Below are 21,995 nucleotides of genomic sequence, written 5' to 3' on the forward strand. Positions count from 1 at the left end.
TCTGGCATCGGTCAAGCCGCGCGGTCAATCTGGAATCGCGACTTCAACCTTTTTTCTTCTTCTGCGGTTGCTGTGGGCATGTGGACAACGCGATTGCGTTGTCCAAGCGCAGCGGCATGTCCACGGCGCTCAGGTCTTTCGGGCGGATTGCCGAGTTCGGCGCAGGCTCTCACCGGTGAGGTCGAGCCGATGGGCATTGTGGACGAGGCGATCGAGCACGGCGTCGGCATAGGTGGGATCTCCAATGAGCAGATGCCACTGGTCCACGGGGAGCTGGCTGGTGACGATGGTGGAGCGATGACCGTAGCGATCTTCGAGGATTTCCAGGAGGTCGTGACGGGCGCCGGCATCGAGCGGCTCGAGCCCCCAATCATCGAGGATCAGCAGATCGACACGGCCAAGGCCGCGCAACAGGCGTGGGTGACGACCGTCGCCGCGGGCGAGCGCCAGATCGTCGAACAGGCGCGGGACGCGTTGATAGAGCACGGAGCGATTGTCGCGACAGGCCTTGTGGCCGAGCGCCGAGGCGAGCCAACTCTTGCCGACGCCTGCCGGGCCGCAGATCAGGAGATTGACGTGGTCGTCGATCCAACGGCCCTCGACAAGCTTGGCGAACAGCGGGCGGTCGAGACCGCGCGGGGTGCGGTAGTCGATGTCCTCGACGCATGCCTGCTGGCGCAGCTTGGCGTAGCGCAGGCGAGTGGCGAGCCGTTTGTCGTGCCGCAGCGAGGCTTCACGTTCGAGCAGCAGAGCAAGCCATTCGGCGTGACCGAGGCTGCCAGCCTCACCGGCGGCTTCGATGTCGGCGAAGGCCTTGGCCATGCCGTGGAGGCCGAGGGCGTTGAGGCGGTCGAGGGTCGGATGGGTGAGCAAGGGACGGTCTCCTAATTGTAGTAGCGCGGTCCGCGGATGTTGGCATGCAGGATCGGCGCATCGTCCGCGGAGCGCTGGTGAGCGGGACGCCGATCGAGATTGTTGGCGAGGATCGACTTGACCGAGCCATAGGTGCGCGCGCCGATGTCGATCGCCCGCGCAGCCGCCGCGTCCAGCCGTTCGCGCCCATAGGAGGCGGCGAGCCTGAGGATGCCGAGGCAGGCGCGGAAGCCTTGTTCGGGGTGCGAGCGCTCGTCGAGAATGAGGTCGCACAATGCGCTGGTTGCCGGCCCGATCGCGGCGGCGTCCTGACGGATACGCCCGATAGTCCAGCCGGCGTAGCGCCGATGGCTGGAGGCCATGTGCTCCGGCACGGTGGTGTGCTTGTGATTGCCACTCATGCGCTGATGCGCGGCAATCCGCTCGCCCTTGTGGAAGATCTCGACGGTGCGGGCGGTGAACCGCACCTCGACCTCGGCACGCGCGAAGCGATGCGGAACGCTGTAATAATGCTTCTCCACCTCGACGTGGTAGTCGAGGCTGACGCGGCGGATCCGCCACTCGGCGAGCACGTAGGGGCTCGCCGGCAACGGCTTGAGCGCCGGCCGGTCGATCTCCTCGAGCAGCCGGCGGCGCGTCACGCCGAGCCGCCGGATCGGCCGCTCCTCGTTGAGCCTGGTGAGCAACTCGCCGATCGCTGCGTTGACCTCGGCGAGGCTGTAGAAGACGCGGTGGCGCAGGCGACCGAGCAGCCAGCGCTCGATGATGAGGACGGCCTGCTCGACCTTGGCCTTGTCGCGCGGCTTGCGAGGTCGCGCCGGCAAGACGGCCGTGCCGTAATGCGCGGCCATCTCCGCATAGGTGCGATTGATCTGCGGGTCGTAGAGGCTCGCCTTGATGACTGCGACTTTGGTGTTGTCAGGCACCAGGAGCGCCGGGACGCCGCCGATCGCCGCGAAGGCGCCAACATGGGCGCTGATCCAGTCGGCGAGCCCCTGCGTCCACGTCGCCTGCGCGTAGGTGAAGCTCGAGGCGCCGAGCACGGCGACGAAGATCTGCGCCGTCCTCCGCTCGCCGGTGAGGCGGTCGACCACCACCGGCACGCCGTCGCCCGCGTAGTCGACGAACAGCTTGTCACCGGCCGCGTGCGCCTGGCGCATCGTCACCGACAGGCGTCCCTCCCAGGCGCGGTAAAGCTCGCAGAAGCGCGAGTACCGGTATCCGCCGGGCTCGGCGCCGATGTACTCCTCCCACAGGATCGACAGCGTCACGTGCTTGCGCTTGAGCTCGCGGTGCACCGCCGCCCAATCGGGCTCGGCGATGCGGCGATGACCCTGCCGGTTACCGTTGCCGGTCTTGGCGAACAGGCGGGCCTCCAGGGCCGCGTCCGTGAGTTCGTCGGGCAACGGCCAGCTCAGGCCTGCGGCCTCGAACCGCCGGATGGTCAGCCGCACTGTCGAGGGCGCCGCGCCCATCCGCCGAGCAATCTCGCGGCTCGGCAGCCCAGCCGCCTTCATCCTGATCACATCGCGCACACGGCGCATCGCAAGCCTCTCCGTCGGCATCCAGGGTCCCCCTTCGCAAAGCCGAAAGGTTGACCCTATGGGAGCCAGAAGAGGTCTCGTCACCCCGGGTTCGCTCTTGCGATACCCGGGCGACATCATCCCGGAATCGTGGGCGACATCATCTCGGAACGGGTGGGCGACTTCAAATCGGAATGGTGGGCGAGATCATCTCGGAATCCTGGGCGACATCGATCGGAATCCGCACCGAGGATCGCCGCCAGCGCCATCAACAAGACAAGCCGCCGTAGTGAAGACCTTTTGAGCTAAGCCATTGAAATAGCTTAGAGCGACATCTCAAAAACATGCGAATCCGCGAAGACGGGCTAGCGGGTCGCGATGCGCCGGAAGTCCTCCACCTGTGGAGGCACTCTCGATGTGCTAGCAAGGCCCATAAGGGCGCTTCGAGAAGCTGTATGGGTCGCCTGCAATTGCTGCGGCGTCAGATTTTGACCACTCGACTAGAGCAGCCGCAAGCGCGTAACTAAACCTGCTAAGCCCCCGCCTATGGCGGGGCGAAAACAGGAAGTTCGACAGCTGCGGGAATGAAGTCATGAAGTCTCCTTGGGGAACCGCCAAGAACCCTCAAGGAGACCATGATGGAAGCAGAGTACAATCATCTTAATCACGCGACTTGGGAGTGCAAGTACCACGTCGTGTTTACGCCGAAGTACCGCAAGAAGCTGCTGTTTGGAAAGATCAAGCGCCACTTGGGCCAAGTGTTTCACGACCTGGCGCGACGCAAGGAAGGAGTGCCGGATCGAGGAGGGCCACTTGATGCCCGATCATGTTCACATGCTGATATCGATACCTCCGAAATATTCGGTGGCGCAGATCATCGGATATCTGAAGGGGAAGAGTTCAATATGGATCGTGCAGAATGTCGAGCGCAAGATGCGAAATTTCCTGGGCCACAAATTCTGGGCTCGCGGATATTTCGTCACGACGGTAGGTCGGGATGAAGAAATGATCCGGGCTTATATCAGAAATCAAGAATTGGCCGATCAGCAACTGGATCAGCTTGAGCTGAAGATCTCAGCTGCCCCAAAATCCAATCGATCGTCCTAACATCCCTTAAAACCGCCTTTGGCGGTTCCCCACCAAACCTCCAGCTCTGCTGGAGGTTATTGGCTCTGTGCTCTCCACCGGGCTGCGGCGCCCGACTTCGAGACGTTTCCCGGCATGCTTTGGTCCCGTTCTCCTTTCGGAGTCTCAGTCGTTTCCGACACCGGTAAGCCGGGCAAGTAAGAGCCATAACCAGCAGGCTCCATTCTTTCGAACACTCCCTTCTTCTCCACGCCTCAACGGCGCACGCCATCCGGCTTCGATCCCTCGCGCGAAGAGTGCGGAGCTCCTCGCCGGGGGTACTCGGGAAAGGGGCCCGCCGTCTTGAAGTAAGCGGGCGTCGCTATCACTGCCCCGTTCCCGGGTACCCTCTTAACCGGTCTCGTCGCTGCACTCGGTCCCGCGTGCCGCCTTCGGCGTCGCTACGCTCACGCTCCTGCGGGTGCCATTTTACGTTGAGGCGATGCGCCGTTGGCGCACGCCTGATCGGCCGCTCCGGAGTACGTCAGGTCGCATTACTGATATGAGTCATCACGATGACAGTTTGTCGGGAGTGATCGCGCGAGCCATTTCCGTACCGGGCTCCAGCGCTGCGTGCGCCATGAAGCGCAGAGCTGTTCGGTCGTCAAAGTTCAGCGGTGGCATCGTTTCCTCACGCGGTGGGCTCCACCGAGTGCGGGTTGAATGGGTGACGGTTGCTACAAAAGAGGCGAGTGCCGCCGCCCTTAAGGTGCAGCAGAAGAGCGCCTGCATTTTGCGGTTATCCGAGGCCGGAGCGATCTACCCTGAGAGGGACGCGAGTGGGTACGGCAAACGAAGCGTGCCCACAAGGGCTATAGCACGTTGGCATCGAGCCAATCGTGCTTGATCCCGCCTGTTAGAACCATGCAGCGAGCTCCGTCATCTTCCCGGCTTGGGAAGGGCCTTGGCCCTGCCACACCTCGTCGAGCTATGGGGCGCGAGCGGAACGTAATGATTACTCGGAGGCGCCAGTATGAGCGGCAGCAGGGATGCTATGCTCTCGTAACGGCAGGCCGCTAAGCGTGCTGGATTTCTGTTTGAAAACTCGGCTTTCTGTTTGGGAAAGCCAGGAGCTGGCAAGAGGAGATAATCGAGGATGTTCCGGCAGGGCAGGTCCGGCCTAAGCGCAACAATCCAGTCTCCTGCGAGGTATCGTCGACGATTGACTCGCCACATCAGTCCGCCGCCAGGAATGCGCGTGCAGCGTGCGATATAGATCGAGACCGTAATGGCGCCGTTGATGGTGAGGAGTTCTGCTGCTTCGTCGAAGACCGCAGATCCACCGCCTCGCTCGACAAGTCTGATCAGGTCGGTCGCCGCTTCCTTGATTTTGGCTGCGAGAAACACGCCACGATCGACGTATCTGAAATTGGTCCGGGGCCGGTAGTTGATTAGTTTGTAGGCATTCCCGAGGCTCCCGAAGCGCAGCGCGTAGGTGGAATTGTCCGGCAGGTGATCCGACTCGTCGATAAGCGTTGCGCTGAGACGACCCTTTTCGCGCAACAGGGATTCCAGGCGCGCGAGCATTTCGCGGTTGGAAAGCCATATTCTGCGCTGCTTTCGGTGCCGCTGCGCTCTGTCGAAAATCTCCGGATCGATTATCGGATCGAAAGCACAGGGCGCCTTGATCCACTGGCTGGGGGAGTTGTTTCGCAACTTGCTTGCCAGCCGGCACGTCTTCCGATTGTAAACGTTCACTCCCGTGTAATTCTCGTTATTGAGGACATAGCGGACTGACTGATGGGTCCAGGGGTATCCTCTCCGGTTCAGAATGCCCTCCTGGTTTAGCTCGCGGGCAATCAGAGACTCCGATTTTCCTTCGACAAACTGGTGGAACATTTCACGGACCACCGCGAGTTCGCTCTCGGGGCCGGGCTGAAGAATGACGCGGTCGGATTGCGTGTACTTGCGTTGACCAGGCTCGAGCCTGCCCTTTGATTGTCCATTCTGATCGAGCAGCAGCCGACGGAGGCCATAACTTGCCGTGCCTCCTTGACGGAAGCCTTTCTCGATAAGGCGACATTGAGCCGCAAAGACCTTCGTCGACAGCTCGCGGCTGTACTCCGCCGCCATCGCTCGTTTGAGGCTCTTCATGACATTGGAGAGCAGGCTACCGTCGTTTGAGAATTCCTCGGCACAGTATTCGACCCGGACGCCGGCCTCCTTGCAGATGAACTCGTAATGCGCGCTTTCGTCGCTGTTCTGGAAACGGCCCCAGCGGCTTATGTCATAGACAAGGATGCAGTCAAAATCGGCCTTGCCGAGCATGACGTCACCCAGCAGCGACTTCAGCGCCGGCCGACGATCCAGCAAAAGCCCGCTTTTGCCGTCGTCCTTGTAGGTCCGCAGGATCGCGATGTTCTTGCGAGCCGCGTAGGCCGCGATCGCGTCTATCTGGTTTGCGGTCGAATAAATCTGCCGGTCAGTGGACATCCGAACGTATGCGACGGCACGCAGCGGCTCTGCCGCTTCGAGAGCTTCGATCGACATGGCGAGTACCCGCGAGTTGACTGGGCCACCCCAGGCTCGTGATACGGGAGCATTGTGGCTAACGCGTGCAAAGCCAACCGAGAAGTCAGAAGTCATTACTCAGTTTTACCTACGCGATGGTGGCGGGCGTCTCCCTGACGGGACCGGGCTATGGGCATGCGCTGAAACCTCGGCTTGGCCGGCTTTTCACGCTGCGGACTTCCATCCCTGACGAAGTTGCTGCTGCGGCCGAATTCGCCGGCGCCACCGATCGATGCTGCGGCAAGAGAGGAAGAGCGGAGCGGTGTTGGCCATGACGGGTTGAGGGCCGGAGGAGAGTCTTCCGGCGCCCGTCATGGAGATTGCTCCCATGAATATACAGGTTCTTGATGCTGGCTGCGATGCAAGCGGCGGCTACGGGGTGGATGTGACGCGCGGCAAGCGGGTCGGCCGGGTATCCTCGGAATGGTTCTCCCGTCCGGCGGATGAGCGTTATCTGTCGCTTGATGAGCTGGCTCGCACGGTGCGTGCTCGCGCCGAGCGCAGCTGGACGCGCGTGGTTGAAAGCGCGCTCATCCACGTGGAGGCAAGCCGTGCGGATCCTGAGCGCTTGACGCTGATGCTGCCCGGCTCGGACACGCCAGTCGCGCCGACCCACTGGAGCTTCGGCCAGCTTGCAAGCCAAGTCGGCGCTCCCGCCGCTTACTTGCGACAACTCCCCGCCGCACTCGCAGGCATCAACCTGCAATATGGCCTGACCGCCAATCGCGCCGAACAAATCAAGACGCTCGAGACTGATGATGGACGCGTTGAGCTTCGTGCAGTCACCAGCCTGGACTACGGTCGGATCTTTGACCATGAACTGGTCGAGGCCGTGCAGCGCATCGCCGGCAATGGCACAGGTGATACACGCTGGAAGGTGCCCGGGGTGCTCGACTGGTCAACCGGGACCTACAATCCCCGTGTTGACATTTCCAAAGATACGACGACCCTTTATGCATCGGACAGAGATGTTTTCCTTTTCCTGGTCGATGACCTGAATCCGATCGAAGCCGGCCGTCTGCCGGACGGCTCGCCCGATCTTTATTTCCGCGGTTTCTATTGCTGGAATTCGGAGGTCGGGGCAAAGACGCTTGGCATGGCGAGCTTCTATCTCCGCGCAGTCTGCCAAAATCGGAACCTGTGGGGCGTGGAAGATTTCGAGGAGATCATCATTCGCCATTCCAAATACGCAGCGTCCCGCTTTGCTCACGAAGCGGCCCCAGCGCTGCTGAACTTCGCCAATTCGTCGCCCATGCCCTTCGTCAACGGCATCAAGGCCGCGCGCGAGCGGATCGTGGCACATAGTGATGAGGATCGCACCGAGTTTCTACGTCGCCGCGGCTTCTCCAAAGCCGAGACAGCCAAGGTTATAGAAGCGGTGCTGGCGGAGGAGCGCCGCCCGCCTGAAAGCATCTTCGATTTCGTGCAGGGCATCACCGCCGTCGCGCGCGACAAGCTGCATCAGGATGCTCGCCTCGATATGGAGGCAAAGGCGAAGAAGCTGTTGGATCGCGCCGCCTGACCCCGACCAGGCCAGGACGATCTTTCGTGCCTGGGCTTCTTTCTTTATGCTTCCGGTTTGTCTCTACTTGGCGCTGCCCTCTTAGAGCAAGAGGGCGGCGCTTCGCTCCTTGAATGGGTCGGAGGTCGAGAGAAGGTCTCGGCCGCCCGTTCTCGGAGAAACTGACATGGCAAAGGCCGTTCAGAAGATTATGCTGTCGCCCTCGCGCGACATTCCGTTCAACAAGCTGGTTCTGAGTCAGTCCAATGTGCGCCGCGTAAAGGCTGGTGTCTCGATCGAGCAGCTCGCCGAAAGCATTGCGCAGCGCACGCTGCTGCAAAGCCTGAACGTTCGGGCCGTTGTCGATGACGAAGGCAACGAGACCGGCATGTTCGAAGTGCCGGCCGGCGGCAGGCGTTATCGCGCCCTCGAGCTTCTTGTGAAGCAGAAGCGCATGTCCAGGACGCAGGCTGTTCCCTGCGTGGTGCGAGAGGGCGGTATCGCAGAGGATGACTCGCTTGCGGAGAATGACGAGCGGGTAGGTCTGTTAGGTTCTGTGCTCGAACTGTCCTGTTAGAGTCGTGTGGCTGTCATCGTTATGGTTCATATGCGTGGGGCATTTTGAGGAGGGCACGTAGACGTCCGAGTCAAGCGTTCCCGCAGCGTAGCGAGGACAATGCTTGACGCGGCGGCGACACCACAAACTAGTCAAATGGTTGCAGGCGAAGTCCTGCAACCCTGCCACGTGGCGAACGGGAGAGCGCGAGGGGAACCCCTCGCATTCTAAACAAAAGAGTGCGCCGCAGGCGCTCCGCTTAATAACAGCTGGTTCGGGAAGCTGTCTTCTTTGTTGCTGTACAGGGAGTTGCGCCGAGCTCGGCGTCTTTTGCCGTTTCGGACGGCGAGGACCAAAGAGGACAGTATGGCGCGGATCATCAAGGCGGCGATGGGCTATGCCGCAATCCCGGCAGGCTTTCCGATTCTGGTGTCGGAGCGGATGGCGATCATCGAGCCGGCGTTTGCCTGGCTGATGGAGTTGGCGACCATACCGGGCCGCAGCCATGCGGCTGAAACGATTCGGACCTACGGCGAGCACCTGCATGACTGGTTCGACAGCCTGGAGCAATCCGGGCTCAATTGGCGCGGGGTCGGCGAGGCGGAGATTGCGGCCTGGCGCAACCGCATGCTCTCACAGCCGAGCCCGCATACGAAGCGGCCATACGCGCGGTCGACGGTGAATGATCGGGTTCGCACGGTCTGCCGGTTTTATGCCTGGGCGCAGGGACGCGGCTGGATCGAGGCCTTGCCGTTCCACTTTGTCGACGTGCGGGTGGGCTCTGGTCGGCGACAAGCGTTCCTTGCGCATGTCGATGCGCGTCCCGGTGTCGTGGCGGCAAACATCCTGACTGTTGCCGAGCATGAGCGCTTGCCGCGACCGTTGCGGGTCGATCAGTTGCGTCGGGTCTTCGCCCTGTTGGAGATGCCCTACCGCCTGATGGCGGAATGGGCGCTGGCGACGGGATTGCGGCGCAAGGAGCTTTGCGGCTTGGCTGTCTTCCAGGTCCCGGAGACAGCACATCTTGATGACGAGGATCATCCGCTAGTCGGCGTGCCCTTGACGATCACCAAGGGCGACAAGCCTCGCACGATCTACCCGCCGATCCGCTTGGTTGACCGCACGCAGCGCTATATCGACGAAGTGCGCACGCCGCAGGTACGGGCGTTGCGTCGCCAACGGTCAAATTATCGGTCGCCATCGGCGCTCTTCCTCAATCTTCAGGGGAATGCCGTCAGCAAGACGCGATTGACTGCGGTGTTTGCGGAAGCCTTCCGGGCTGCCGGTGTGGCGGGTTCATTGCATTGGTTGCGCCATACCTTTGCGATGACGATGCTGGTGCGATTACAGCGACAGGCATCGATCACGCCTGACCTCAATCCGCTGAAGATCGTCCAGGTCTTGCTGGGGCACAGTTCGATCCAGAGCACGGCGATCTACCTGCGCTGCGTCGAGCTCAATGCCCGGGAACTCGCCGACAGCATCGACTATCTCTATGGCGAGTTGATCCCCGATGGCCGGTAAGCGTGAGCGTATCGACCGGCGTCTATCGGCTGCGTCAGCGAAGGTGCTGGAGCAGCCGGCCGATGCCATTGCCGTCTTCCGCGACGGTTGGGGCGAGGTCGCAAAGCGCTACGATCTCGGCAAGCTTGGGTTGCCGACAGACGTTACGATGCTTCTGGCGGACGCCTTCCGCAATCATCATGCCGCATCGAGCTCCGAAACGCACCGTCATTGCTGGATGGCACTGCGTGTCTTCGCCCGTTTTGCGGTCGAGGACGGGCATGTTCTTTCTGCCGGGGATCTGACCACCGCAATGGTCGGGCGCTATATCGCCTGGCTGGATCGACAGATCGCGGGACAGACGAACAAGCCCTGGTCAAAGGGGGCGCGGGCGAATGTGCTGATGCAGCTTCGCCAGATGATCGACTGGACGAAGCGCCGGCATCCGTCGCGGCTGCCGTCCCGGATCGACTTCCCCTGGCGGGTCTGGCCGAACCGGACTGCCGACACCCGACCGCGTCTTGGCGGGGAGGATCTCAAGGCGATCCTACGCGCGTGCTATGAAGAACTCGACGAGGCGTGGGATCGCTTCGACACGGGGCGGACCATCCTCGCGACGAGCGGCCCGGCTGATGGCGTCGATCCCGAGCTTTGCGACATGGTCCGGGCGCTTGCTCGGGTGAATGACGGGGTGCTTCCATCGCGGACGCTTGCGATCCGCAGCCAGGTCAACATATCGGCGGTCAGCCGCCATGGCGGGCTTCGTCATCTTGGCGGTTATCTTCACTTGACCGGCGAAACGGTCGTCGCGTTCTTCATCGCCATTGCGATCCAAACGGCGGGCAATCCGGATGCGCTGCGGCTGATAACGCGCGATTGCCAAGTGGCGCATCCGCTCGACGAGCATCGCATCATCGTCGAATGGGCCAAGCCCCGGGCCGGTGCCAAGGTGAAGCGAGCGCAGCGGCGGTCCTTCGATCGCCGTCGGCGACATGCTGCGCCGAACCTGATCGACCGGTTGCTGGCGATGACGGCGCCGCTCGTCTCCCGGGCCAGCCGGCAGGACCGCAATCGCCTGTTCCTGGTCAAGAGCGAGAAGAAGGACGCGGTCACGCTCATTGCGGAGGCGACCTTGTCGCACGCCCTGAAGCCGTTCATCAAACGCTCCAATGCCCGGATCGCCATCTGGAACAAGGCTGCACCGGAGCGGGCACGTCAGCTCTTGCCGGACTTTGCCGCCGTTCTGCTGCGCGGCAGCGTCGCCACCGAATATTACAAGGCGTCTGGCGGCGACATCGTCGCGACACAGGATGTGCTCAACCATGCCCGCGCCGACACGACCGAGCTTTACATCAAGGGGCCGCAGACGCGCCGCATCCAGCGCGAGACAATCGCCCGATTGCAGGAGCTGATGCTCGGCTGGATCGTCGGCGCGAAGGCGAACTGCGAGAATCGGGCGCAGCGCGACCGGATTGCGCTGGCGAGCAATGCGACGGTTCCGTTCAGTCATGATTGCCTCAACCCGCTCGCGGGCACAGCACCAGACTCGATAGCAGGTCGGGTCTGCCGGCACTTCGGCGGATGCCTGCGCTGCCCGGGACTGGTCATCCCGATCGATGCGGAGCACATGGCGCGCATCCTTCAGGCGATCGGCGAACTGGAGCGCGCGCGTGAACGCATTGATCCGCGCCGCTTCGAGCTCCTGTATGCGCCGAGCCTGCGCATCTTGGTCGACGACATCCTGCCGGACTTCCCGCAAACACTGCGAGGTGATGCCGAACAACGAATGCTGGCTCTCGCACGGCTTCCGGCGCTGGAGTGAGCGATGACGGCTTCCACGGCGCGCAATCTTGTCGCCGCCGTCAGGCCGGCGCTTCGGATATCGGCGCGGTCCGTATGGTCCGATCAGGTCTGGCATCTCGACGGTCATCGTCCTGGCAGCAACCGCAGCGACTTCTCGCTCGACTGGGGTTTTGTTCTTGCTGACGACAGCCGGTTCAGTGATCCGCGATGGGCTGACTGGCGAGAGGCGGCGAAGCTGTTCCTATGGAGTCTGAAGCTCGATCCGCCTCCTGGGTACCGCAACGCTCATGAATCGACGATCGTCTCCGTCTTCAATAGGTTGCGGATGCTGATCCGCTGGATGGCGGCGCAGGGATATCGGTGCTTTGCCGATCTCGACCGCGACGCCTGCGACCGGTTCATGACGGTGATGGCGCAGCGTCCGGGCCACAAGCCTGGCAGTACGCTGAAGAGCACGACACTGGGAAACCATGCCAATCTGCTGACGCGCCTTTATCTGCAGGGAGCAAAGTTCCCGGAGATCGCAATCGCCGATCCATTCCCGGGGATCGCGCCGCCGTTCGTTCGCCGCGACCGGGGGTGGCTGCCTTATACGCCGGACGCGATCGCCGTGCCCCTGGTCTCGGCGGCGCTGCGGCTGATCGGGACGCCGGCCGACGACGTCATCGCTCTGCAGGCCCAGGCGCAGTCCGTCTATGACCATGCGCTCGCTAACGGGATCAGCCAGACCAAGGCCGGCTTCATCGTGACTGACGCGATCGCGCCGTTCACCTTCGCGACACTGCCTGGTGAGGAAACTGCCTGGCATGAAGCGCCCGTCACCAGCACCAAGCAGGTGCGCAATCTCGCCGATCGCATTTACGACGCCTGCTTTGTGGTGGTCAGCTATCTGGTCGGCGCCCGGATCTCGGAGATCCTCGGCCTTCAGGTCGGCTGCATCGAGCAGCATCCTGCCGACGACGGCAGCGAGAGCTTCGCCTATCTCGTCGGGCGGATTTACAAGACGGCGCGTGGCATCGATGGCGAAGCCCATCGCTGGGTTGCGCCGGCACCCGTCGAGCGGGCTGTCGTAGTCATGGAGCGGCTGACCGCCCGTCTTCGGGCCCAAAGCGGACGAGACGATCTCTTTCTGGCGATGGCTAGCAACGGCCTTATTGGTCCTGCGGCCCGCATCAACCTCCCCGTCGGCTCCACGATCATAAGGCGGCTGAATGATCTGTTTGCGCTGTTCATCGGCCTGCCGGACCACGAGGGCGAGCCCTGGCATCTGAACACGCATCAGGGCCGCAAGACGTTTGCCCGCTTCGTCGGCAAACGCGACCGGACCGGCCTGTATGCGCTTCAGGCCCACTTCGGTCATGTGACCCGGGCCATGACTGATCGCGGCTACGTCGGGACCGACTTCGCGCTCGACGACCTGATCGACCGGCATGCCCGGGAAGAAACCCGCGCCGCTCTCGAAGAAGTGCTGACGGCAACCGCCCTCGCGGGCAAGGGCGGACGGATGATCGCCGCCCGCTCCCAGTTCCGCGGGCGCACGCGCGACGGCGATGTCCAGGCCTATGTCTCCTTCCTGATGGAGGAGACTGATCTGCGGCTCGGCGTCTGCGATTGGGGCTATTGCGTCTACCGCGTCGAAACGGCTGCCTGCTTCGGCGATGAGAAAGGCCCCAACCCCGTTCTGAGGACCGAAAGTACGTGTCTCGCCTGCGCCAACTTCGCCGTCACCGCCAGGCACAGGCCTGTCTGGCAGGCCCGCCGCGATCGCAATACGGATCTTCTCGGCCATCCCGGCCTGGACCCGGTCAGCCGGCAACTCGCCGAAACCCGGATTGCCGAATGCGATCGCATCCTTGGTGAACTCGACCATGCAAAGGATGTTCGCCATGGCGCGTAAGACCAGCAAAATGCCGGCCCTCACGCCTGCCGAAAAGCGCCTGCGCAACACCCACTGCAAGCTGCGGGATGCTCTGGAGCGGCTGGTGAAGGGGCTGCCCACACACCCGGACCTGCAAAAGCGATCCTACCGCCTGACCGTCGCGACGCTCGCACGCGAAGCGCGCGTCGGCCGCAATGCGATCTACGCCAATCATCGATCGATCATCGACGAATTACGCCGCGCCAGTGATCGCAAGGTCGTTCCCGAGAAGCTCGCAGCCTGGGAAGACAAACTCGCCCAGCAGCGCGCTCTGATCCAGGTCTTGCAGATCGAGGAGCGGCGTATGGTGACGGAAAATGCCGTCCTGCTGAAGCGCATCCTCGACGCCGAAACGGAGGTTGAGCGGCAGAAGCGTCATAATGCCCGCCTGATCGCCGAACGCGATCGCGCCGTGAAACCAGTGCCGCTCACTCGCGGGCCAAAATCCTGACGTCGTCTACGACTGCCGGTTTGTGTCGGTGCGGTCGCCGAAGGACAATCGTCGCCCCATCTATTGCCTGCGACAATCATGCGCGGCATGATCTGCGGCATGCTTGACCCCTTCGATCCAGACAGCTTCATTGTGCGCGCCGAGGTTCATATCCTCGGCATCGAGCCCAAGATCAGCCGCATCCTCGAACTGCCAATCACTCTCAACCTAGCCCAACTCCACGAGGTGCTGCAGGCCGCCTTTGGCTGGACCGACAGCCATCTGCATCAGTTCAATATTGGCGGTCTCATCTACGGAGCTCCAGAGTTCGATGACGACGGTCTGTCCGACAGCAGGATCTTCGAGGCGACCGAGGTCAGGATGATCGACCTTCACTTTCCCGACGATCCCAGCGAAAACCCTCTCGCGATCCTCTACGAATACGACTTCGGCGACAATTGGCGTCATCTGCTGCGCTTGGAGCGCGTCGCGCGCGAGGAGAGTGCCCAATATCCTCGCTGTATCGCCGCCGCACGCTCAGGACCCCCCGAAGACGCTGGTGGGCCTTCAGGCTATGCCGACTTCCTCGAGGCCTGGCTCGACCCCGACCATGAAGAACATAAAGCGATGCAACGATGGGCTGGCCGCAAGTTCCACCCGGAGTCCTGCAATCTCGACGACATCAACAAGGCTATCGCCAAAGCACTACACGCATCAAAGGACGACTATCGCTTCCGTCGAGAAAGCCATCGTGATTGACACCAACCGGCTGCGCTTCAGTGCCAAAGAGACACCCAAAACGCAAGGCGCAGCCAAGAAGACTAAAGAATCAACGTCATCCAGCTAACAGGACACTTGACGCATAACCTAAGCGCTTCATCCGCTCGACCAGTTCCGAGCATTCAAGGCCTTGAGCGACGCCGGGCTGAGCGAGGAGGACATCGCCGCGCGTCACTTCGTGACGCCAGCGATTGTCAAGCAACGGCTGCGGTTGGCATCAGTGTCGCCGAAGCTGCACGAGGTCTATGCCGAAGACGGAATGGCCCTCGAACAGCTCATGGCATTTTCCGTGACTGCGGACCACGCCAGACAGGAGCAGGTCTGGGACAACGTGAGCCGTTCCGGTCACGACGAGCCCTATCAAATCCGCCGAATGCTCACCGAAAATACTGTCCGAGCCTCGGATCGGCGTGCCCGCTTCGTTGGCGTTGATGCCTACGAGCAGGCGGGCGGTGCGATCGAGCGTGACCTCTTTCAGCATGATGATGGCGGTTGGCTGCGGGACGTCGCCTTGCTCGATCGTCTCGCAACTGAAAAGCTCACGAGCGAGGCCGAGACGATCGCCAGGGAAGGCTGGAAATGGATCTCGGCCGCCGTGGAGTTTCCCTACGGCCACGCCACGGGCCTACGTGAGCTCGATGGCAAACCTGCCGATCTCACGACCGAGGAGCAGGCGACCATCCATGCGCTCAATGCTGAGCAGGCCAAGCTGGAGCTCGACTATCAGGACGCGGACGAGCTGCCTGACGACGTCGATCAGCGTCTTGGCGAAATCGAAGCAGCCCTGATAGCGTTCGAAGAGCGTTCAATCATCTATGATCCCGCCGACATCTCCCGCGCCGGCGTCTTCGTCAGCATTGATTCCGAAGGGCGCCTGTCGGTGGACCGGGGTTATGTTCGCCCCGAGGATGAAGCGCGGCAGGAAGATTCGGCCGTCGAGCAGGGCGACGATACGTCGTCCAGCGACAGCCGAGGGTCTGATGGTCCCCGCTGTGTGCAACTGACCGCGATCTCGGTTGCAGGGAGTGCCACTGATACCGAGGATGATGACGAGGATGCCGCGCGTCCGCTTCCGGACCGCCTCATCATCGAGCTGACGGCGCACCGGACGCTGGCATTGCGCGACGCGCTGGCAGAAAATCCCGCGATCGCGTTCCAGGCCGTGTTGCACAACTTCGTGCTGACGGCCTTTTATCGGTTCGCTAGCTCCGGCAGCTGTCTTGAGATCGGACTTCGTACACCCACATTTCCCGCTCAAGCTCCAGGGTTAAGGGAAAGCGCATCGGCGAAAGCCGTCGAGGTGCGGCATGAGTCCTGGAAAGCACGGTTGCCCAAGGACGAGAAGGACCTCTGGGATGCGCTCACTGCCCTCGACGGCACGGCTCAAGCGTCCCTGTTCGCCCACTGTGCGTCGTTTGCCGTCAACGCCGTCTATGAGCCCACGAACCGCTACAACACGGGACGGGTCTCAGCCCACGGCGTCCGCTCGCGTATTGACCAGGCCGACGTGCTGGCACGCGCCGTCGGGCTCGACATGGTTCGGGCCGGCTGGAAGCCCACGGTCGACAACTATCTCGGTCGTGTCACCAAGCCGCGCATTCTGGAAGCGGTTCGGGAGGCGAAGGGCGAGACGTCGGCTCAACTCATCGACCATCTGAAGAAGGGCGATATGGCCAAGGAGGCCGAGCGTCTTCTCGATGGCTCCGGCTGGCTGCCGGAGCCGCTGCGCCCGGTTGAAATCGCCTCGGAGCCGGCCGAGCAGGAGGGGGAAGCAGGACCGTTGCCCGAATTCCTCTCCGATGACGAGGAGCGCGAGCCCGCAGCCGACGAAGATCGGCCGGAACAACTTGACGCCGCCGAATAGCATCGTGCCGCGTGACGGCTCCAGCCGCCCGCGTTGATGACAGTGACATGGGGATCGGCGTACGGCGCCGGTCCCTATTTTTTTGGCGAGGACCCAAGAGGAAGAGCCGGGCCGGGAAGGGTTTGAGTCGCCGCGGTCTTGAGAGAGCGCCGGGCGGTTCAGCCCATTCCCGCTCTCCGAAAGAAATCCTCCCATGACCGAATCTCTCCTCGGCGGCGCCAGCGCCGCGCCGGCCTCCATGCGTGCCACCGCAGTCGTCGCTTCCGCGGTAGTCAGGGCTGCACGACAGCTCTGCACCGACCTCGAGCGCAGCCGCCGCATCGACGCCACCGCTCTACGCTCCGCCATGGAGGCAGCGTTTGGCGCCTCCGATAAGAGTGGTGCCTGGAATTGGAAGACCGCCTATGACGCCTGCGAGGCAGCGACCGTCCTGTTCTTGCGCCGGTATGGCGTCGCCATGTTGGCCAAGGCGAGGTCGCCCGCCGCGATGCTGCCGATGCTGGCGCGGATCACGAAGCTCCTTCCGACCCACACGCGCAGGTCCGAAGAGAGTGAATCGCTTCAGCAGTTCTCGACACCCATCGGGCTGGCATTCGTCACCAGCGTTGCTGCCGCAATCACTCCGGCGGACGTCGTGCTGGAACCATCGGCTGGCACGGGCCTTCTTGCCATCCCAGCTGAACTGGCCGGGGCATCCCTCGTTCTCAACGAGTTTGCCGACGGCCGCGCAGGTATTCTCGGCCAGCTCTTCCCCGGCGTTGCCACGACCCGGTTTGATGCTGCGTACATCAACGACCATCTCGACCCCGGCATAGTGCCGAGTGTTGTGCTGATGAACCCGCCATTCTCGGCCGCGGTTCATGTCGATCGAAAGATGGCGGATGCAGCGTTACGGCACGTCGCCTCGGCACTTGCACGTCTTCCCGAAGGCGGGCGGCTGGTCGCCATCACAGGCGCCAACTTGGCACCTGACGACCCAGTGTGGTCTGAGTCTTTCAAGCGGCTGCAGGAACAGGGCCGGGTCGTGTTCTCGGCGGCAATCGACGGCGCAGTCTACGCCAAGCACGGCACCACCGTCGACACCCGCCTGACCGTCATCGATAGAGTGCCGGCCGACGATGTTGCGTCATTACCGCCATTCCCCGGCGTTGCACCTGACCTGCCGACGCTGCTCGCCTGGGTCACACAGCACGTGCCAGCACGGCACCCACTTGTCGGCAAAGCGGCATCGATGGTGCCGGCAATTGCCAGCCCCTCTCGAACCGTGCGCGCCTACGCCGGCCAACGTCAGCCAGCGGCGGTGCCGGCAATCGAGCCCGTGGCGACGGAAGTCGCCTACGAGCCAGTCGATTGGGCGCCCACGGATGCCCGCCAGATCAGCGATGCGCTTTATGAGGCCTATGCGCTGCAGTCGATCCGCATACCCGGCGCACAGGCGCATCCGACCAAGCTTGTGCAGTCAGCGGCGATGGCTTCGGTCGCCCCGCCGAAACCATCCTACCGGCCGCACCTGCCAGCGAGCGTCGTCGCGAACGGGATCCTGTCGGATGCTCAACTCGAAAGCATCATCTACGCTGGCGAGGCGCACTCGGAGTTTCTTAGCGGTTCCTGGACGGTCGATGCCACCTTTGATGTCGTGGCGGCCGCGCGTGACGATGCGGAGAATGCTGTTCGGTTTCGTCGCGGCTGGTTCTTGGGGGATGGGACCGGGGCTGGCAAGGGTCGGCAGGTCGCTGGTATCCTGCTCGACAACTGGCTGAAGGGGCGCCGTCGTGCGGTCTGGATCAGCAAATCCGACAAGCTGATCGAGGATGCGCAGCGTGACTGGTCGGCGCTCGGCATGGAGCGCCTACTGGTCACGCCGCTTTCGCGTTTCCGGCAGGGCACGCCGATCCGGCTTGGGGAAGGCGTCCTATTTACCACCTACGCTACGCTGCGCACCGACGAGCGCGGAAAGAAGCTTTCGCGCGTTGCGCAGATCGTCGAATGGTTGGGCTCCGATTTCGACGGAGTCATCGTTTTCGACGAGAGCCACGCCATGCAAAACGCAGCGGGTGGGAAGGGCGAACGCGGTGATCAGGCCGCCTCTCAGCAGGGACGCGCGGGCCTACGGCTCCAGCATGCCCTGCCAAATGCCCGCGTTGTCTATGTCTCGGCGACCGGCGCTACCACGGTTCATAACCTCGCCTACGCCCAGCGCCTCGGATTGTGGGGCGGTGCCGATTTCCCGTTTGCCACCCGAGCTGAATTCGTCGAGGCGATCGAGGCGGGCGGTGTCGCCGCCATGGAGGTGCTGGCCCGGGACCTCAAGGCGCTCGGTCTCTATGCTGCGCGGTCCCTGTCCTACGAGGGCGTCGAATACGAGCTCGTCGAGCACCAGCTCACGCCTGAGCAGGTGCGCATCTACGACGCCTATGCAGATGCTTTCGGCATCATCCACAACAATCTCGACGCGGCGATGCGGGCCGCCAACATCACCGGCGCAACTGGGATCCTGAACGCCCAGGCGAAGTCGGCAGCACGCTCTGCCTTCGAGAGCGCCAAGCAGCGCTTCTTCGGGCACCTGCTGACCTCGATGAAGACACCTTCGCTGATCCGCTCGATCGAGCGCGATCTCGATGCCGGACATGCCGCCGTCATCCAGATCGTTTCGACCGGGGAAGCGCTGATGGAGCGGCGCCTCGCCGAGATCCCGACTGAGGAGTGGGGCGACGTCCAGGTCGACATCACGCCACGCGAATATGTACTCGACTATCTCGCCCATTCCTTCCCGGTCCAGCTCTACGAGCCTTTCTCCGACTCGGAGGGCAACCTCTGCTCCCGGCCCGTCTATCGCGACGGCCAGCCGGTGGAGAGCCGGGAGGCTGTCGCGCGACGCGATCGCCTCATCGAAAAGCTGGCATCGCTATCGCCGGTGCCCGGTGCACTCGATCAAATCGTCCAGCGGTTTGGGACGGACATGGTCGCCGAAGTCACCGGCCGCTCCCGCCGTGTCATCCGCAGGGGCAGTCGCCTTGTCGTCGAGAGCCGTGCCGCGTCGGCGAACCTCGCGGAGACCACGGCATTCATGGATGACGCCAAGCGCATCCTTGTATTCTCCGACGCCGGCGGCACCGGCAGGAGCTACCATGCCGAATTGTCGGCACGGAATCACCGCTTGCGGGTTCACTATCTGCTCGAGCCTGGGTGGAAAGCGGATGCTGCCATCCAGGGACTCGGCCGCACCAACCGGACCAACCAGGCGCAGCCGCCGCTGTTTCGACCAATTGCAACGAACGTGAAGGCGGAGAAGCGTTTTCTCTCCACCATCGCTCGCCGGCTCGACACGTTGGGTGCCATCACCCGTGGTCAACGCCAGACCGGAGGGCAGGGACTATTCCGTCCCGAGGACAACCTCGAAAGCCAATATGGCCGTGATGCGTTGCGCCAGCTCTACACGCTGCTTGCGCGGGGCAAGGTCGAGGGCTGCTCGCTCGAGGCGTTTGAAGACGCCACCGGGCTGAAGCTCGTGGACGCCAGTGGGCTGAAGGACGAGCTTCCGCCGATCACGACCTTCCTCAACAGGCTGCTTGCCCTCGCTATCGAGCTGCAGAACATTCTCTTCACGGCATTCGAGCAGCTATTGTCGGCCCGCATCGAGGGCGCCATTGCGTCCGGCACCTACGACGTCGGGTTGGAAACGCTTCGCGCCGAAAGCTTTGTGGTCACCGACCGCCGCGCGATTTACGTTCATCCAGCGACCGGTGCCGAGACCAGGCTGCTCACGATTACCCAGCGCGAGCGGAATCGCCCGGTCAGCCTGGATGAGGCCTTGAGCCGGCTGTCGGATCGACGTGCCGTCCTGCTGATCAACGAGCGCTCTAATCGAGCCGCCCTGCAGATCCCGGCGCCGAGCTTCATGCTCGATGACGGCGAGATCGAAAGCCGTGTCCGGCTGATCCGTCCGATGGAGCAGCACAGCGTTCCCTTGAAGATGATGGCGGAGAGCCATTGGGTCGAAGCCGACCGCGAACGCTTTTCCGCCGCTTGGCGGGCGGAGCTCGCGGATATCCCTGAATTCTCTGACAGCACGATCCATATCGTGGCGGGCTTGCTGCTGCCGATCTGGAAGCGGCTGCCGGACGAGTCGGCGCGGGTCTACCGCCTGCAGACCGATGCCGGAGAAAGAGTCATCGGTCGCAAGGTTTCAGCTACCTGGGTCGCGAGCGTCCTTGAGGGCGACGCGCCCAAGCTGGCATCGGACGCTGCCTTCGCCGCTCTGATCGAGGGCCGAACGGTCCTCGAGCTCGCCGAAGGCCTGCGGCTGCGCCGCGTTCGGATCATGGGCGCATACCGCATCGAGCTGTCGGGATTCACGGACGCGATGCGCGACCGATTGCGCAGCTATGGGCTCTTCGCCGAGATCATCTCGTGGAAGCTGCGCATGTTCGTGCCAACAGATGAAAGCGGCATCGAAATCCTGTCGAAAGTGCTCGATCACTATCCGGTCGCGCATCAGTGAGCGGGAGTCCGCATGATGCCCCGCGATGCGTCTGAATTGGCACACCGTCTCGCGCGAGAGGCCGAGGCCGTATGCCGTCACTATCTGTCCAATGGCAAGCGCCAGGGTGCGGATTCCGACGAAGTCGCCCAGGCGTACCGATATGAAGTCGCCCGTGGATTCCGAGACGATGTCGCCCACCTTTCCGATTTGATCTCGCCCAGCGGCGAGGCGTTCTGGCCGGCTGGTTCTCTGGCATCGGTCAAGCCGCGCGGTCAATCTGGAATCGCGACTTCAACCTTTTTTCTTCTTCTGCGGTTGCTGTGGGCATGTGGACAACGCGATTGCGTTGTCCAAGCGCAGCGGCATGTCCACGGCGCTCAGGTCTTTCGGGCGGATTGCCGAGTTCGGCGCAGGCTCTCACCGGTGAGGTCGAGCCGATGGGCATTGTGGACGAGGCGATCGAGCACGGCGTCGGCATAGGTGGGATCTCCAATGAGCAGATGCCACTGGTCCACGGGGAGCTGGCTGGTGACGATGGTGGAGCGATGACCGTAGCGATCTTCGAGGATTTCCAGGAGGTCGTGACGGGCGCCGGCATCGAGCGGCTCGAGCCCCCAATCATCGAGGATCAGCAGATCGACACGGCCAAGGCCGCGCAACAGGCGTGGGTGACGACCGTCGCCGCGGGCGAGCGCCAGATCGTCGAACAGGCGCGGGACGCGTTGATAGAGCACGGAGCGATTGTCGCGACAGGCCTTGTGGCCGAGCGCCGAGGCGAGCCAACTCTTGCCGACGCCTGCCGGGCCGCAGATCAGGAGATTGACGTGGTCGTCGATCCAACGGCCCTCGACAAGCTTGGCGAACAGCGGGCGGTCGAGACCGCGCGGGGTGCGGTAGTCGATGTCCTCGACGCATGCCTGCTGGCGCAGCTTGGCGTAGCGCAGGCGAGTGGCGAGCCGTTTGTCGTGCCGCAGCGAGGCTTCACGTTCGAGCAGCAGAGCAAGCCATTCGGCGTGACCGAGGCTGCCAGCCTCACCGGCGGCTTCGATGTCGGCGAAGGCCTTGGCCATGCCGTGGAGGCCGAGGGCGTTGAGGCGGTCGAGGGTCGGATGGGTGAGCAAGGGA

At 62.9% G+C, this 21,995-nt stretch carries 12 protein-coding genes and 2 pseudogenes; 10 read left to right on the forward strand and 4 right to left on the reverse strand.

Features of this window, described 5'->3' with window-relative positions; genetic code table 11:
* Positions 1–129 precede the first annotated feature (129 nt).
* A complete protein-coding gene (gene istB, locus BBTA_RS06840; protein WP_012041725.1) occupies positions 130–873 on the reverse strand; it encodes an IS21-like element helper ATPase IstB in 744 nt (247 codons plus the stop codon).
* Positions 874–884: 11 nt separating this feature from the next.
* Positions 885–2,417, reverse strand: a complete 1,533-nt coding sequence (istA, locus tag BBTA_RS06845; protein WP_083780767.1) for an IS21 family transposase — start codon at positions 2,415–2,417, stop codon at positions 885–887.
* A gap of 617 nt (positions 2,418–3,034) precedes the next feature.
* Here istA and tnpA point away from each other — a divergent pair.
* Positions 3,035–3,503 (forward strand): annotated as a pseudogene (gene tnpA, locus BBTA_RS06850) (IS200/IS605 family transposase).
* Positions 3,504–4,400: 897 nt separating this feature from the next.
* Here tnpA and BBTA_RS06855 read toward each other — a convergent pair.
* Positions 4,401–6,011, reverse strand: a complete 1,611-nt coding sequence (locus BBTA_RS06855) for a recombinase family protein (RefSeq protein ID WP_049795318.1) — start codon at positions 6,009–6,011, stop codon at positions 4,401–4,403.
* A gap of 349 nt (positions 6,012–6,360) precedes the next feature.
* Between BBTA_RS06855 and BBTA_RS06860 the strand changes: the two genes are divergently transcribed.
* The 9 genes and pseudogenes from BBTA_RS06860 (at position 6,361) to BBTA_RS06900 (ending at position 20,888) form a co-directional block, all read left to right on the forward strand.
* Positions 6,361–7,554, forward strand: coding sequence for a hypothetical protein (locus tag BBTA_RS06860; protein WP_041750413.1), 1,194 nt, complete (start codon positions 6,361–6,363; stop codon positions 7,552–7,554).
* 166 nt (positions 7,555–7,720) lie between these two features.
* Positions 7,721–8,080, forward strand: a pseudogene (locus BBTA_RS06865) (ParB/Srx family N-terminal domain-containing protein); the annotation flags it as partial.
* Positions 8,081–8,455: 375 nt separating this feature from the next.
* Positions 8,456–9,613, forward strand: coding sequence for a tyrosine-type recombinase/integrase (locus tag BBTA_RS06870; RefSeq protein WP_011931087.1), 1,158 nt, complete (start codon positions 8,456–8,458; stop codon positions 9,611–9,613).
* Positions 9,603–11,414, forward strand: coding sequence for a hypothetical protein (locus BBTA_RS06875; RefSeq protein WP_011931088.1), 1,812 nt, complete (start codon positions 9,603–9,605; stop codon positions 11,412–11,414). Before BBTA_RS06870 ends, BBTA_RS06875 begins: the two co-directional genes overlap by 11 nt.
* A gap of 3 nt (positions 11,415–11,417) precedes the next feature.
* The gene (locus BBTA_RS06880) at positions 11,418–13,292 is read left to right on the forward strand and encodes an integrase (protein ID WP_011931089.1); all 1,875 of its coding nucleotides are present in this window, start codon (positions 11,418–11,420) and stop codon (positions 13,290–13,292) included.
* Positions 13,252–13,764, forward strand: coding sequence for a hypothetical protein (locus BBTA_RS06885; RefSeq protein WP_244424522.1), 513 nt, complete (start codon positions 13,252–13,254; stop codon positions 13,762–13,764). The genes BBTA_RS06880 and BBTA_RS06885 overlap by 41 nt, the downstream gene beginning before the upstream one ends.
* A gap of 87 nt (positions 13,765–13,851) precedes the next feature.
* The gene (locus BBTA_RS06890) at positions 13,852–14,502 is read left to right on the forward strand and encodes a plasmid pRiA4b ORF-3 family protein (protein ID WP_041751295.1); all 651 of its coding nucleotides are present in this window, start codon (positions 13,852–13,854) and stop codon (positions 14,500–14,502) included.
* A gap of 151 nt (positions 14,503–14,653) precedes the next feature.
* Positions 14,654–16,387 (forward strand): hypothetical protein, encoded by a 1,734-nt coding sequence (locus BBTA_RS06895; RefSeq protein ID WP_012041734.1) that lies wholly within the window; start codon positions 14,654–14,656, stop codon positions 16,385–16,387.
* 193 nt (positions 16,388–16,580) lie between these two features.
* On the forward strand, positions 16,581–20,888 hold the full coding sequence (locus BBTA_RS06900) for a strawberry notch-like NTP hydrolase domain-containing protein (RefSeq protein WP_012041735.1): 4,308 nt from the start codon (positions 16,581–16,583) through the stop codon (positions 20,886–20,888).
* A 359-nt stretch (positions 20,889–21,247) separates the two neighbouring features.
* On the opposite strand, the gene istB (BBTA_RS06905) is transcribed toward BBTA_RS06900, so the two are convergent.
* Complete coding sequence (gene istB / locus BBTA_RS06905) at positions 21,248–21,991, reverse strand: IS21-like element helper ATPase IstB (protein WP_012041725.1); 744 nt, start codon at positions 21,989–21,991, stop codon at positions 21,248–21,250.
* Positions 21,992–21,995 lie beyond the last annotated feature (4 nt).

It is taken from the genome of Bradyrhizobium sp. BTAi1, from assembly GCF_000015165.1.
Taxonomy (GTDB): Bacteria; Pseudomonadota; Alphaproteobacteria; order Rhizobiales; family Xanthobacteraceae; genus Bradyrhizobium; species Bradyrhizobium denitrificans.